13 protein-coding genes are annotated in these 14,334 nt (G+C 72.6%); 9 read left to right on the top strand and 4 right to left on the bottom strand.

All coding sequences use genetic code 11. The features are described 5' to 3' along the window. Positions 1–67: 67 nt before the first annotated feature. From H305_RS0112850 to H305_RS0112865, 4 genes are all read left to right on the top strand, one after another. On the top strand, positions 68–1,009 hold the full coding sequence (locus tag H305_RS0112850) for an AraC family transcriptional regulator (RefSeq protein ID WP_037763611.1): 942 nt from the start codon (positions 68–70) through the stop codon (positions 1,007–1,009). A gap of 187 nt (positions 1,010–1,196) precedes the next feature. Continuing rightward, positions 1,197–2,066 carry a LysR family transcriptional regulator gene (locus tag H305_RS0112855; protein ID WP_028800748.1) on the top strand — a complete coding sequence of 290 codons (870 nt, stop codon included), beginning with the start codon at positions 1,197–1,199 and terminating at the stop codon, positions 2,064–2,066. A 494-nt stretch (positions 2,067–2,560) separates the two neighbouring features. Then, positions 2,561–3,682, top strand: coding sequence for an MFS transporter (locus tag H305_RS0112860; protein WP_420708053.1), 1,122 nt, complete (start codon positions 2,561–2,563; stop codon positions 3,680–3,682). 216 nt (positions 3,683–3,898) lie between these two features. Then, entirely contained in the window at positions 3,899–6,286 is a 2,388-nt protein-coding gene (locus H305_RS0112865; RefSeq protein WP_028800750.1) for a SpoIIE family protein phosphatase, read from the top strand. A gap of 75 nt (positions 6,287–6,361) precedes the next feature. On the opposite strand, the gene msrB is transcribed toward H305_RS0112865, so the two are convergent. From msrB to H305_RS0112885, 4 genes are all read right to left on the bottom strand, one after another. Beyond that, positions 6,362–6,769: a peptide-methionine (R)-S-oxide reductase MsrB gene (gene msrB / locus H305_RS0112870; RefSeq protein WP_028800751.1), complete on the bottom strand. Its 408-nt coding sequence runs from the start codon at positions 6,767–6,769 to the stop codon at positions 6,362–6,364. A gap of 28 nt (positions 6,770–6,797) precedes the next feature. Further along, on the bottom strand, positions 6,798–8,186 hold the full coding sequence (gene murC, locus H305_RS0112875; protein ID WP_028800752.1) for a UDP-N-acetylmuramate--L-alanine ligase: 1,389 nt from the start codon (positions 8,184–8,186) through the stop codon (positions 6,798–6,800). 79 nt (positions 8,187–8,265) lie between these two features. Then, on the bottom strand, positions 8,266–8,739 hold the full coding sequence (locus H305_RS0112880; RefSeq protein ID WP_028800753.1) for a hypothetical protein: 474 nt from the start codon (positions 8,737–8,739) through the stop codon (positions 8,266–8,268). Between the two features lie 131 nt (positions 8,740–8,870). Then, positions 8,871–9,665 (bottom strand): pyrimidine reductase family protein, encoded by a 795-nt coding sequence (locus tag H305_RS0112885; protein WP_028800754.1) that lies wholly within the window; start codon positions 9,663–9,665, stop codon positions 8,871–8,873. A gap of 37 nt (positions 9,666–9,702) precedes the next feature. Here H305_RS0112885 and zapE point away from each other — a divergent pair, with 37 nt between their 5' ends. The 5 genes from zapE to H305_RS0112910 form a co-directional block, all read left to right on the top strand. Then, positions 9,703–10,803 (top strand): cell division protein ZapE, encoded by a 1,101-nt coding sequence (gene zapE / locus H305_RS0112890; protein WP_028800755.1) that lies wholly within the window; start codon positions 9,703–9,705, stop codon positions 10,801–10,803. A gap of 225 nt (positions 10,804–11,028) precedes the next feature. Beyond that, a complete protein-coding gene (locus tag H305_RS0112895; RefSeq protein WP_028800756.1) occupies positions 11,029–11,367 on the top strand; it encodes a hypothetical protein in 339 nt (112 codons plus the stop codon). A gap of 70 nt (positions 11,368–11,437) precedes the next feature. Then, positions 11,438–12,016, top strand: coding sequence for a carbonic anhydrase (locus tag H305_RS0112900; RefSeq protein ID WP_028800757.1), 579 nt, complete (start codon positions 11,438–11,440; stop codon positions 12,014–12,016). Between the two features lie 8 nt (positions 12,017–12,024). Continuing rightward, positions 12,025–13,479, top strand: coding sequence for a SulP family inorganic anion transporter (locus H305_RS0112905; protein ID WP_037763617.1), 1,455 nt, complete (start codon positions 12,025–12,027; stop codon positions 13,477–13,479). A 135-nt stretch (positions 13,480–13,614) separates the two neighbouring features. Further along, the coding region (locus tag H305_RS0112910) for a slipin family protein (protein WP_028800759.1) at positions 13,615–14,334 on the top strand (720 nt) is incomplete at its 3' end.

Here is a 14,334-nt window from a genome sequence, read left to right on the forward strand (position 1 = left end):
CTGACGCCGAGTAACTACCGCCAATTGCACGGGAGTTGAGGTGCCGTTGCCAGCGGGGAGCTACCTCGTGGAATCGCAGTCGACCCACGAGGTGACGCCGCGTGAGCGGGCCGAATTCTGGAGCGAGCACATCGGGTCGTACCAGTCCCGGATGGGCTTCGCGTACGCCCGCCCGGACGACTTCGGCGGCGAGACCGTCCGGCAGCGGACCGAGAAGTACCAGCTCGTCAGGTTCCGGTCCGACGAGATCGAGTACAGCAGGACCGCACGCCAGGTCCGCGAGGACCCCGACGGGGACTACCGGTTACTCCTCCCGCTCACCGGCGGGATCGTCCTGCGGCAGGACGGCCAGGAGGCACGGCTCACCCCGGGGACCGGCACACTCGTCTCCTTCGACTCGCCCTTCGACTGCCTCCAGGACGCGACCACCCAGGCGTACATCCTCACCATCCCCGCCCGCGAGGTGGACAGCCCCCTCAACCGCAAGTCACCGCTGGCCACGGGCCTAGACCTGACCAGGGGGCTCGGCCGGGTCGTCGGCTCCATGCTGAACGACCTGTACGCCGAGCGCGACGCCCTCACCGACGCCCAGTTCGACGCCGTCTCCGACCGCGTCGTCGAGCTGCTGTGCATGCTCGCCACGGGCGACGACCGCCCCGACACAACCGGGCAGCTGTCCGACGTGGAGACCATGGTCCGCCGCTACGTCCGCGACCACGCCGCCGACCCGGCCCTCACGGGTACGTCCATGGCCCGCGCGCTCGGCTGGTCACTGCGCCAGATCCAGCTGGCCCTGCAAAGGGCGGGCACCACTCCCCGCGACCTGATCCGCGAGGAGCGGCTCCGGCTCGTCCGCGAGCGCCTCCAGTGCGGCGACTGCGAACACCTGACGATCACCGACCTCGCGTACGCCTCCGGCTTCTCCTCGGCGAGCGCCCTGAGCACCGCGTTCCGGCAGCGCTACGGGCTGAGCCCCCGGGAGATGCGCAACGGCGGCCGGCGGTCCTGAGCCCCCGCCGGAACCCGCCCGGACGGTGATCCGGCGAGCGGTCCTCCGGTCCGGCGACCGGCCCGCGGACGACTCGTAGGCGGCCGGTGGACGGCCGGCAGGTGATCACGGCCTGCGACAATCGATGTGCAAGCCCATCTCCGAGGGAGATGGGGTGCGGCTTCGGAACCGGGAGCGGAGCGTACACATGGACCTGCGGCAGATGGAGGTCGCCGTCGCGGTGGCCGAGGAGGGCGGCTTCACCGCGGCGGCGCAGCGCCTGCACGTGGTGCAGTCCGCCGTGTCCAGCACGGTGCGGGCGCTGGAGCGTGAACTCGGTACCCAGCTGTTCGACCGCACCACGCACCGGGTGTCGCCGACCGCGGCGGGCGAGGCCTTCGTCCCCGCCGCACGCGCCGCGCTGCGCGCCGCCGAGCAGGCACGGGCGGCGGTCGACGCGGTCCAGGGACATCTGCGGGGCAGGATCACCGTCGGCACCATGCAGGGCGTTTGGGCCGAACTGCACCGCCCGCTGGCCGCACTGCGCGCGGAACATCCGGGCGTGGTGGTCCGGCTGCGACAGGCCGCCGTCACCGACATCCGGCAGGCACTGCGCGAGGGCTCGGTGGACCTGGCCGTCGTCGCGCTCGACCGGCAGCAGCAGCGCGGTCTGGTGACACGGCTGCTCTCGCGCGAGGAGATGGTCCTGGTGTCGGCACCCGGGCGGGCGCTCGCCGGAAAGGGCCCGGACGGCACGGTGACGCTCTCCGAAGCCGCCCGGCTGCCGCTCGTGGACTTCACTCCCGGCTGGGCGATCCGGCTCTGCGTGGACCGGGCGTTCCGTGCCGCCGGTGTCGAGCGCGAGACGACCTTCGAGGTCAACGACATCGTCGCCGCGTCCGAACTCGTCCGCAACGACCTGGGCGTCTGCATCATGCCGGCGTCGATCGCGGCACGGTTCCCGGACCTCACCACACACCGCTTCGACCGGCACCCGCCCAGCTGGAAGGTCATGGTGGTGCGCCCGCGCGGGGAGGCACCCCCGGCCGTCGCCGCGTTGCTGCACCACATGTCCTGAGGGCGGGCCCGCCGAATGTCCTGAGGGCGGTCCCGCCGAGCGACCCTGCGCGGCGGGACCGGAGCACGACGTCCTGAGGACAGCCGCCTGCCGGGAGCGACAAGCCCTGGAGGCGGTCACCCCCGGAGCGAGACGCCCCCGGGCCGCTCGGCCCGTGGGACGGCCGCCCGCCCGGGCGCCCTGCGAGGACGACGCCCCGGTCCGCCGAGCACCGCATCATCTGCATCGGAGATAACCGATATCTCTGATCATCGCCACGCCAGGGGAAGGGACACGTGCCGTCCGGTGCTGAGGAGACCGTACGGGCGACAAGGAGGCCGCCCGTCCAGCAGACAGCGTTCCCGCCGAACCGTCCCCGTCGGTTCTCTTCCCGAGAAGGTGCCGTGTCCGCATCCTCCGAATCCTCCGAGCTCCGGTCGCAGACCCCGTCCACCGCCGCGTCCCAGCACGGCGTACCGGGCCGGCTGGTCGTCCTCCTCGCCGTCGCCTCCGGCATGACGGTCGCCAACCTCTACTACGCGCAGCCGCTGCTGTCGTCCCTGCGTGACGTCTTCCACGTCAGCACCGCGGCGGCCGGCGGCCTGATCACCCTCACCCAGGTCGGCTACGTCATCGGCATGCTCTTCCTGGTCCCGCTCGGCGACCGGCTGGAGAAGCGCGGACTGATCACCGTGCTGCTGGGCGTCACCACGCTGGCCCTGGCCGCGGCGGGCCTCGCGACGAGCTTCCCCCTCCTGCTGGCCGCGTCCCTCGTCGCCGGGGCCACCTCGGTCGTCGCCCAGATCGTGGTCCCGTTCGCCGCGAGCCTCGCCCCCGATCACGCACGCGGCCGCATCGTCGGCCGGGTGATGAGCGGTCTGCTCACCGGCATCCTGCTGTCCCGCACGCTCAGCAGCCTGGTCTCCGACGCGGCCGGCTGGCGCGTGGTCTACCTCGGATCCGCCGTCCTGATGGCCGTGCTGGCCGTGGCGCTGCGCGCCGCCCTGCCCCCGCACGCACCGACCACGACGATCCCGTACACCCATGTCCTGCGCTCCACGCTGCGACTGATGCGCACCCACCCCGCCCTGCTGCGGCGCGGGCTCTACCAGGCGGCGATGTTCGGCGCGTTCAGCGCCTTCTGGACGACCGTCTCGTACGTCCTGACCGGACCGCCCTTCCACTACTCCCCCGTCGGCGTCGGCCTCTTCGCGCTGGTCGGGGCGGCCGGCGCGGTGGTGGCGCCGGTCGCGGGACACTGGGCCGACCGGGGGCTGACCCGGCCGATGACCGGCGTCGCCTTCGCCGTGGCCGCCGTCGCGTTCGCCGTCGCGGGGCTGGGCGGGCACCACATCGTCCTGCTCGCCCTGGCCGCCGTGCTGCTCGACATGGCCGTCCAGAGCACCCTGATCCTCGGCCAGCACACCATCTACCAGCTCGACGCCGACGCCCGGGCCCGCCTCAACAGCGCGTTCATCGCCACCTTCTTCGTCGGCGGGGCGCTCGGCTCCCAACTCGCCTCCATCGCCTACCACGCGGCGGGCTGGCCCGCGGTGGCCGCCTTCGGCACGGCCCTTCCCGTACTGGCGCTGCTGTACTGGACGACGGAACGCGCGGCGGGCCGACGGGCCGCCTGACCGGACGTCAGCCGAGGCGGGGGGCATGCGCCGCGACCACTCGCGGTCGTCGTAGCGGGTCATCGCGAAGCCCAGGAGCAGGGCATCTGCGCCTGGGCCTGCGCACGGGTGAGCCGACGCCAGCCGGCCTGCCCCCAACCGGTTGTACGGACGGGCGGGCCCAGTACCCGACCGGCCCGGTTGAGGGGACTGCCCGATCACATCATGCTTGTACATATGGTGACATTGCCGAGGCCCGCGGGGTCTGCGGCCACGGCCGGTGACGCCATGGCGGTGGTGGATGCCGACGGAGTCGTCACGGGCTGGAGCGACGGTGCCCGGATGCTGACGGGCCACACCGCCCAGGAGGTCCACGGGAGGCGGTTGGCGGAGCTGATCGACGGTGACGCCGATGCGGCCTGGCAGAAGCTGCGGACGAGCGGCACGAGCGTGGTGGCCGTGCGCTGCCGGGACGGGCGGCGCACGGACCTGGCGCTGCGGGCGTCGGCGCTGCTCGGCGAGCGGGGCGACGCCTCGGGATACGTAGTCACCGCGACACCGGACGACCGGGGCCGGGCCCTGGGCGACCTGGCGTTCCGGCAGTCGTCGGTGTCGATGTCGGTCTTCGACACCGAGCAGCGGTACCTGCTGATGAACGACACGGCGTGCCGGCTCATGGGCCGGACCGAGGCCGAGTTCGTCGGCCGGTTCTTCCCGGACACCGTGGAGAACGAGGAGCACAGCCGCGGCTTCGTGCGCCATCTTCAGGAGGTCGTGGAGACCGATCGGCCGGTGCACTACGAGAGCTGGACGCGGGCGCCCTCCGGGACGCGCACGCACGCCTGGAACACCGAGATGTGGCCGCTGCGCGGCCCTTCGGGGGATCTGCTCGGGGTGGCGGCGGCCGCGTTCGACAGCAGCGAGCAGTACTGGGCCAGACAGCGCCTCGCGCTGCTGAACAAGGCGGCCACCAGCATCGGCACGAAGCTCGACGTGATCCACACCGCGCAGGAGCTGTCCGAACTGGCGGTCCCGCGGATGGCGGACTTCGCCAGCGTCGACCTGCTGGACTCCGTACTGCGGGGGGAGGAACCCTCCGTCGGCGCGGTGGGCACCGATGTGGAGCTGCGCCGCGTCGCCCACCACTCGCGTACCGCCGGGGTCCCGGAGGCGGCGATCGCGCTGGGCTCCGCGGACGTGTATCCGCCGGCCTCGCCGCCCGCCCGCGCGCTGGCGACCGGCGAGGTGGTGGTCACCAGGAGCGGCGAGCCGGGCCTCGACATCTGGCTGGCCCGCCACGACAGCCGGGCCACCCGGCTGCGGGAGTCGGGGAACTGTGACTTCTCCCTGATGGCCGTACCCCTGGTGGCGCGCGGCACGGCACTCGGGGTGGCCGTACTCGTACGGCAGCTCACGACAGGCAGCCCCGACCCCTTCGACGAGGACGACGTGTCACTGGTGCGGGAGCTGGCCAGCCGAGCCGCCGTCTGCGTCGACAACGCGCGCCGGTACACCCGGGAACACACCACCGCGCTGGCGCTGCAACGCAGTCTGCTGCCGCAGGCCATGGCGGGTCAGGCGGCGGTGGAGTTCGCCTCCCGCTACCTTCCGGCACTGTCCCGGGCGGGTGTCGGCGGCGACTGGTTCGACATCATCCCGCTGTCCGGGACCCGGGTGGCGCTGGTCGTCGGGGACGTGGTGGGGCACGGCATCCACGCCTCCGTCACGATGGGCCGGCTGCGCACCGCGGTCTGGACGCTCGCCGACGTCGACCTGCCCCCGGACGAACTGCTCACCCACCTCGACGACCTGGTCGGCCATCTCACGGCCGAGGACAGCCAGACGGGCGGCCAGATCGGCGCGACCTGCCTGTACGCGGTCTACGACCCGGTGGCGCGGCACTGCACGATCGCCTCCGCCGGGCACCCGCCGCCCGCCGTGCTCTACCCGGAGGGAGGGGTCGAGGTCGTCGAGGTGAGCGCCGGTCCCGTGCTCGGCATCGGCGGGCTGCCCTTCGAGTCCACGGAGCTGGACCTCCCCGAAGGGTCCGTGCTGGCCCTGTACACGGACGGGCTCGTGGAGGCCCGCCACCTGGAGGTGGACGCGGGCACGGCCACTCTGTGCGGCGCGCTCGCGGCCCCGGCCGGGAATCTGGACGACGCCTGCGACAACGTGCTCAAGGCGCTGCTCCCGGAGCGCCCCGCCGACGACGTGGCCCTGCTGCTGGCGCGCACCCGTGCCCTGGACGCCGACCAGGTGGCGGTGTGGGACCTGCCGTCCGATCCGGCGGTGGTGGCCACGGCCCGGCAGCGCGTCGGGGAACGGCTCGCCGAGTGGGGGCTCGACGAGGCCGTGTTCGTGACCGAGCTCGTGGTCAGCGAACTGGTCACCAACGCCATCCGCTACGGCGGGCCCCCGATTCAGCTGCGGCTCATCCGCGACCGGGCGCTGATCTGCGAGGTGTCCGACGCCAGCAGCACCTCGCCGCACCTGCGCCGGGCCCGCACCTTCGACGAGGGCGGGCGCGGGCTCCTGCTGGTCGCCCAGCTCACCGACCGCTGGGGCACGCGTCAGACCGGCTCCGGCAAGACCATCTGGGCCGAACAGACGCTCCCCGCCGACTAGCGCGCCGTACCGGCACGGACCCGCCCGGCCGGTGCCGGGCGGGTCCGTGTCCGGCCCTGCCGGCCTGTGCCGTGCTCAGCTCTCGTCCGGTGCCAGCCGCAGCGAGATGCTGTTGATGCAGTACCGCTGGTCGGTCGGGGTGGGGTAGCCCTCCCCCTCGAAGACGTGCCCCAGGTGGGAACCACAGCGGGCGCAGCGCACCTCGGTCCGCACCATCCCGTGCGAGCGGTCCTCGATCAGCTCGACCGCGTCACTGTTCTTCGGGTCGTAGAACGAGGGCCAGCCGCAGTGCGACTCGAACTTCTCCGTCGAGGTGAAGAGCTCGGCCCCGCACGCGCGACAGGAATACACGCCCTCGGTCCTGGTGTCGGTGTACTCACCGGTGAAGGCGGGCTCGGTGCCCGCCTTGCGCAGTACGGCGTACTCGGCCGGAGTCAGCTCCGCACGCCACTGCTCGTCCGGCTTTTCGACGTCGTACGACATGAAGCTCAACCCCTCACGAACGCTGTGGCTACTTCGACAGGCGGGCCAGGATCTTGGGACCGAGGTCCGTGACGTCGCCCGCGCCCATGGTGAGAACGAGATCACCGGGCTTCGCCATTCCCGCGACCGTCTCGGGCACGTCGCCCTTGTCGTGGACGGCCGTGACGTCCGCGCCCGCGGCCCGTGCCGCCTGGATGATCAGGTCGCTCGTGACGCCCGGGATCGGGTCCTCGCGGGCCGGGTAGATGTCCAGGACGACCGAGGCGTCCGCAAGGGCCAGGGCCTCACCCATCTCCTTGCCCAGCTCCTGGGTGCGGGAGAACAGGTGCGGCTGGAAGACCACCAGGATGCGGCCGGAGGCACCGGCGCGCATGGCCTCCAGGTCGGCCGTCATCTCCGTCGGGTGGTGCGCGTAGGAGTCGACGACCTGGACGCCGGCCTCCTCGCCCTTGAGCTGGAGGCGGCGCTTGACACCCGTGTACGACGCCAGGGCCCGGGCCAGGTCGGACGCCGGGACGCCCAGTGCGGCGCCGGCGGCCAGGGCCGCGACCGCATTGTGCGCGTAGTGGCGGCCGGGCACGGAGACGGTGAAGATGAGCTCGGCGCCGTCCAGAAGGACGGTCACCTCGCTCTTGAGGCCCTGCGGGACCACGGAGAGCACCCGCACGTCGGCGTCGGCGAAGTCGCCGTACGTGACGACCCGGACGTCGCGGGCCCTGACCCGGCGCGTGAGCTCCCGCGCCCCTTCGTGGTCCGCCGAGATCACCAGCGTACCGCCCTCGGCGATCCGGTCCACGAAGGTCTCGAAGGACTCGTAGATCTCGTCCATGGAGGCGTAGTTGGCGTGGTGGTCGAGCTCGACGTTGAGGACGATCGCGACCTCGGGCGCGTACTTGTGGAAGCTGCGGTCCGACTCGTCGGCCTCGGCGACGAAGATCTCGCCGTCGCCGTGCAGGGCGTTCGAGCCGGGCGCGTCGAGGTCGCCGCCGATCGCGTACGACGGGGACAGGCCGAGCGAGGACAGCGACACGGCGAGCATCGACGTCGTGGTGGTCTTGCCGTGCGTGCCCGCGACGGCGATCGGGCGCAGGCCGTCCATCAGGCGGGCCAGGGCGTCCGAGCGGTGCACCACGGGGATGCCGAGCTCGGCCGCGCGGGCCAGCTCCGGGTTGTCGGCGCGGATCGCGGAGGAGACGACGACACAGGTGGCGTCGGTGGCGAGGTGGTCGGCCGCGTGGCCGATGTGCACCGTCGCGCCCAGCGCGCGCAGGGCCTCGGCGGTCGCGGAATCCTTGGCGTCGCTGCCGGCGACCGCGGCGCCGCGCTGCGCGAGGATCTTCGCGATGCCCGACATCCCGGCTCCGCCGATGCCGATGAAGTGCGGTCGGTCCATGGCGGTAGGAAGGCCGGGTGCCATGCGTGTGTCTCCCCAGGAAGCGTCGAGCGGGTCGAGAGGTGTTGCGGATCGGACGGCGCCGAAGCGCGCGGGGGCAAGCCTATGCCTTGCTGTGCGAGAACAGTTTCAGCACCGGCACGCCCACCTTGTGGCGGGCCCGCGAGGCCCAGTCCCGGTGGAAGAACTCTTCCACGTAGTGGGGGTCGGTCAGCACGATCACCTCGTCGGCGTCGATCTCGTCGACCAGGGCCTTCAGGGCGTCCAGCGGGTGGTCCTCGACGAGCCGGCCCTCGGCCGCGCTGCCGGTGGCACGCAGCGCCACCAGTGACACGTCCAGGGCCTGCTGCCCCTGGTCGGCGGCGGCCTCGCCCTCGGGCGTCTCGCCCTCGCGGGCGGCCTCGTCCAGTTCGCCGAGCGCGACGTCGTCGATGGCCCGCAGCAGCCGGTCCGCCTGGTCCCCGCGGGGCTGGAGCAGCACATGGAAGGCGACCGACTCGTCACCGTGCAAGGTGGTGACGAACTCCACGTCGGCGGACGTCAGGGCCTTCTCGATCATCAATACGCTTGTGAACACGGCAGGCGCCCTTCTCCTCCGAGGGCCGTCCCGGCCCCTGCTGAAACCATCCTGCCCCGTGATCTCGCGGGGACTGCGAGTTTTAGTGAGCCCAGCGGAAGATAAACGGAACGGTGCATTCCGCCGACTCGTCAGGACCGACGGTATCGGCTGTACAGGAAGCCGGCCTCCTCCAGCAGGGACACGAGTTCGAACCGCTCCGGGACCGCCACCGAGGGCCCTCCGGCGATCCGCTGGGCACCCCCCGCCGTGAGCATGGGCGACACCGTCAGGCAGAGCTCGTCGAGCACCCCGGCCGCGATCAGCTGCCCCAGCAGGCGAGGACCGCCCTCCGTCAGGAGCCGGGTGAGTCCGAGGTCGCCCAGGGCCCGCACGGCGCGGGCCGGGTCCACGCCCGCCCCGTCCCCGGCGATCACCACCCGGGCACCCGCCGCGCGCGCCGCCCCGATCCTGTCCGGGTCCGCCGCAGCGCCGGTCAGCACCAGTGTGGGCACCAGGGGCGAGGTGAACAGCGGAAGCGAGAAGTCCAGGTCGAGACCGGCGGAGACGACCGCGATCGCGGGCGCGGGACCCTGTCCGGCGGCGTCCCGCAGGGCCGCGAAGGCCTCACGCGCGCGTGCCGGCCTGTAACCCTCCTGGCGTACCGTTTCCGCACCGACCACGACGGCGTCCGCGAGGCCCCTCAGCACCCCGAAGACCCGCATGTCGGTGTCGCTGGAGATGGGCTGCGAACGCCCGTCGTGCTGGGCGGCGCCGTCGAGCGTGGAGACCATGTTGGCCCGCAGCCAGGGCCCTCGGACGTCCGGGTAGGCGTAGGCCTCGGCCAGCTCCGCGAACCCCCATTCCCGGTCCGTCGCACCCGTCACAGGTGCCTCACCCGAGACCTGGGCTGCTGTTTCATGGGTCACAGGGAACAGGCGTCGCATGACGTGCAGTGTGGCACGGCGCTTAGAGTGGGTGACCGTGTCGTCCTCCACCACCGCCTCCGGGATCGACCCGATACCCGAAGCGGCTCCGCTGTCACTGTGCGCCCGCGAGCCCCACGTCCCCGCCGACCGGCTCGTCGCCGAGATGGTGCCGCCGCCGCGCTTCGACTCGGTCCGCTTCGCCACCTACCTCCCGGACCCGAACCAGCCCAGCCAGACCGAGGCCGTAGGCGTCCTCGAAGGCTTCGCCGGCGGACTCGGCGGGGCGCACGCCGTCGGCACCCCCAAGCGCAGGCTCTTCGGCTTCGGCAAGGCCGCGAAAAAGTCCCCCGCGGGCCCCCGGGGCGTCTACCTCGACGGCGGATACGGCGTCGGCAAGACCCACCTCCTCGCCTCCCTGTGGCACGCGACCCCCGCGGAGCCCTCGCTCAAGGCCTTCGGAACCTTCGTGGAGCTGACCAACCTGGTCGGCGCGCTCGGCTTCCAGAAGACCGTGCAGACTCTCTCCGCGCACCGTCTCCTGTGCATCGACGAGTTCGAGCTCGACGACCCGGGCGACACCGTCCTGGTCTCCACGCTGCTCGGCAGGCTCGTCGACGCGGGCGTGGCCCTCGCGGCCACCTCGAACACGCTGCCGGGCAAGCTCGGCGAGGGCCGGTTCGCCGCCGCCGACTTCCTGCGCGAGATCCAGGGCCTGTCGGCGCACTTCCGGCCCCTGCGCATCGACGGCGAGGACTACCGCCACCGCGGGCTGCCCGAGGCCCCGGCACCGTTCTCCGACGAGCAGGTCACCAAGACCGCGTACGCCACCGAAGGCGCCTCCCTGGACGACTTCCCGCACCTGCTGGACCACCTCGCACGCGTCCACCCCAGCCGGTACGGCGCCCTGACGGACGGCGTCCGGGCCGTCTGCCTCACCGACGTGCAGCCGGTCCCGGACCAGTCCACGGCGCTGCGGCTGGTCGTGCTCGCCGACCGCCTGTACGACCGGGAGGTGCCGGTCCTCGCCTCCGGGCAGCCCTTCGACCAGCTGTTCAGCGAGGAGATGCTGAACGGCGGCTACCGCAAGAAGTACTTCCGCGCCATCTCCCGGCTCACCGCGCTGGCCCGGGACGCCAAGGGCATCGTCCACAGCTAGAGGTCTCACCGGGAGCGCCCCTGCGGCGCCCCCGAGGCCGGACCCCGGCCCGTCGACGACACGCTCGGGGTCACGGCTCCCGAGCACCGGATCACGCCAACTGCACGACCCCTTTCGGGCGCACTTCGCGGGTGAAACGTGGAGTTAACCGCGCAAACGACTCGGCGGGCTAACGTACTTGTACGCGCCGGCTCCCGGCGTGCGCGAACCGCCGGAGGGGGGCGCATGTTACGAGGCAGGACGGCCCGGACCCTGTTCACGGCGCTCGCCGCCATGCTGATCCTCCTGCAGGTCGTCGGCCCCGCCGAGACGTTCGCGTCCGCGCACAGAGGCGAGACCGTCGCCTGCGCCGGGACCGAGCATCCGCACAAGGCCGCTCCGGCCCCCGGGGCCCGTCGGCACGCCCGCGACGAGGACCTCGTACCCGAACCGCCGTCGCACCCCCTGTCGGTGGACGGCCCCGCGGCCACGCGCTCCCCCGCCCCCGGCGCCGCCTCGCACCCCCGCACGCCGAGATCACCGGCCGCGCACTCCCCGGAGGGGCTTCAGGTCTTCCGATGCTGAACGGAGCGATTCCCCCCACGCTCCGTTGTGCAAGCCGACGCGCCCACAGGGCGCGCCAGGAGGACCCGACATGCAACCCCTCATCGACCACGCCCGCCCCTTCGGCCGGCGGCCCGAGGACTTCGCCCCGCTCGCCCACGGCCAGTCCCCGCGGGTCCCGTTCGTCACCTGCTCCGACTCCAGGGCCGACCTGGCCCTGATCACCGGCGACCGTCCCGGGCAGCTCCTCGAGCCGCGCACCGCGGGCGACATCGTCCCTCCCCCCACCCTGGACCGGCCGACCGCCGAGGCGGCCACCGTCGAGTACGCGGTGGACGTGCTCGGTGTCCGCGACGTCGTGGTCTGCGACCACTCGCACTGCGGCGCCGTCGCGGCACTGGCGCGCGACGACGACCTGGACGCGGTGCCCGCCGTCCGCGACCGGCTCGCCCAGGCCGAACCCCTGGCGGACGCGCCGGCCGGCGACCCCGCCGTCGCCGGCGCGGTGCAGAACCACGTCCTCGCGCGACCGCTCCGGCTCCGCGCCCACTCCAGCGTGCGGCGGGCCACGGCATCGGGCCGGCTGCGCCTGCACGGCTGGTACTACGAGGTCCGCACCGCTGCCGTACGCGCTCACCGGCCGGAAACCGACACCTTCGAGGCGCTGTGAGGCGCACGATGACCTTCCCCCACCTGCGGCAGGACTTCGCCGCGTCGGTCGTCGTGTTCCTGGTCGCCCTGCCCCTGTGCGTGGGCGTCGCCGTCGCCTCCGGCGTACCCGCCGAACTCGGACTCGTCACCGGCATCGTGGGCGGCATCGTCACCGGGACGATGCGCGGCAGCAGCCTTCAGGTGTCGGGGCCGGCCGCCGGGCTGACCGTCCTGGTCTTCGAGGCCGTACGGGAGTACGGCCTCCCCGTCCTCGGGGTCGTCGTGCTCGCGACGGGCCTGCTCCAGCTGCTCATGGGCGCCCTGCGGCTGGGGCGCTGGTTCCGGGCGATCTCGGTCTCCGTCGTCGAAGGCATGCTGGCCGGGATCGGGCTCGTGCTGATCGCCGGCCAGCTCTACTCGATGGCGGGCCTGAAGGCTCCGGCGTCCGGGCTCGACAAGATCACCGGGCTGCCGGGAGCACTGGCGGACGCCGTGCGGAGCACCGAGACGCTGGCCTCGCTCGGGCTCGGCGCCGGCACCGTGGTCGTCCTGGTGCTGTGGCCCAGGCTGCCGCGGCGCGTCCGCGCGGTCCCGGCGGCGCTCGGCGCGGTCGCCCTCGCCACCCTTGCCGTGTCCGTGTCCGGGCTTCCCGTCGCGAGGGTGGAGGTGCACGGACTGCTGGAGTCGGTCCAGCCGCCGCCGCTCGACGCGTTCGGCGAGCTCGGGCGTGTCGGTGTCCTCGGCACGGTCCTCGCCTTCACGCTGATCGCGTCCGCCGAGTCCCTGTTCAGCGCGGCGGCCGTGGACCGGCTGCACGACGGGCCGCGGACCCGGTACGACCAGGAGCTGATGGCCCAGGGCGCGGGCAACACGGTCTGCGGGATCCTCGGTGCCCTGCCGATGACCGCGGTGATCGTCCGCAGCTCGGCGAACGTCCGGGCGGGCGCGCGGACCAAGGCCTCCCGCGTCCTGCACGGCGTGTGGCTGCTGCTGTTCGCGGCGCTGCTGCCCGCCGCGCTCGGCGTCATCCCGCTGCCCGCCCTCGCGGGCGTCCTGGTGCACGCGGGCTGGCGGCTGATCCCGCTGCGCGAGATCGCGTCGCTGTGGCGCGAGCACCGGGGCGAGGCGCTGGTCCTCGTGGTCACCGCGGTGTCGATCGTCGCCGTCAGCATGTTCGAGGGGGTCCTGATCGGGATGGCGCTCGCCGTGGGCAAGACGGCCTGGGATGCCTCCCAGGTCCGTCTCGACGTCATAGACAAGGGGGCGGGCCCCGTCCAGGTGTACCTCTCGGGCAACGCGACGTTCCTGCGGCTGCCGAAAATCCTCGACAGCCTGGAGGCGCTGCCGCAGGACCGGCCGGTCGAGCTGGACCTGTCCGGACTGCACCATCTGGACCACGCGTGCCGGACGGCGCTGGAGATCTGGTCGGAGCGGCACAGCGCGGCGGGGGTCGAGCCGGTGAAGATCACGCCGGGGCGCTGAACCGCACGCGGGAGCCCGCCCCGCGCGGGCTCCCGCACCGGGCCGGGCCGCCGCACGGCGGCCCGGCCCTACGACGTAGAGTGGACATGTCGGACATAGCGACGGGTATGCCGGGCGGTTCGGAAGGGGGTCGTCATGGTCGAAGAACTCGTCGTCGCGTGCGTGGCCACGGCCTCGGCCGGCCTGGTCTACCTCGCCGCGGCGGCCCGGGTCGTCAAACAGTACGAGCGCGGTGTGGTCTTCCGGCTGGGCAGGCTCGCGGGGAACGTGCGCCCGCCGGGGTTCACCATGATCGTTCCGGTCGTGGACCGGATCCGCAAGGTCAACATGCAGATCGTGACGATGCCCGTGCCGGCACAGGAGGGCATCACCAGGGACAACGTGACCGTGCGGGTGGACGCGGTCGTCTACTTCAAGGTGGTCGACGCGGCGAACGCGGTCATCCAGGTCGAGGACTACCGGTTCGCGGTCTCGCAGATGGCGCAGACCTCGCTGCGGTCCATCATCGGCAAGAGCGACCTGGACGACCTCCTGTCCAACCGCGAGAAGCTCAACCAGGGCCTGGAGCTGATGATCGACAGCCCCGCGATCGGCTGGGGCGTGCAGATCGACCGCGTGGAGATCAAGGACGTGTCGCTGCCGGAGACGATGAAGCGGTCCATGGCCCGGCAGGCCGAGGCCGACCGCGAGCGCCGCGCCCGGATCATCAACGCGGACGCGGAACTCCAGGCCTCCAAGAAGCTGGCGGAGGCCGCCGGAGTCATGTCCGAGCAGCCCGCGGCGCTCCAGCTGCGGCTGCTGCAGACGGTGGTGGCCGTCGCGGCCGAGAAGAACTCGACGCTCGTGCTCCCCTTC

Origin of the sequence: Streptomyces sp. 142MFCol3.1 (genome assembly GCF_000424945.1) — a bacterium.
GTDB lineage: Bacteria > Actinomycetota > Actinomycetes > Streptomycetales > Streptomycetaceae > Streptomyces > Streptomyces siamensis.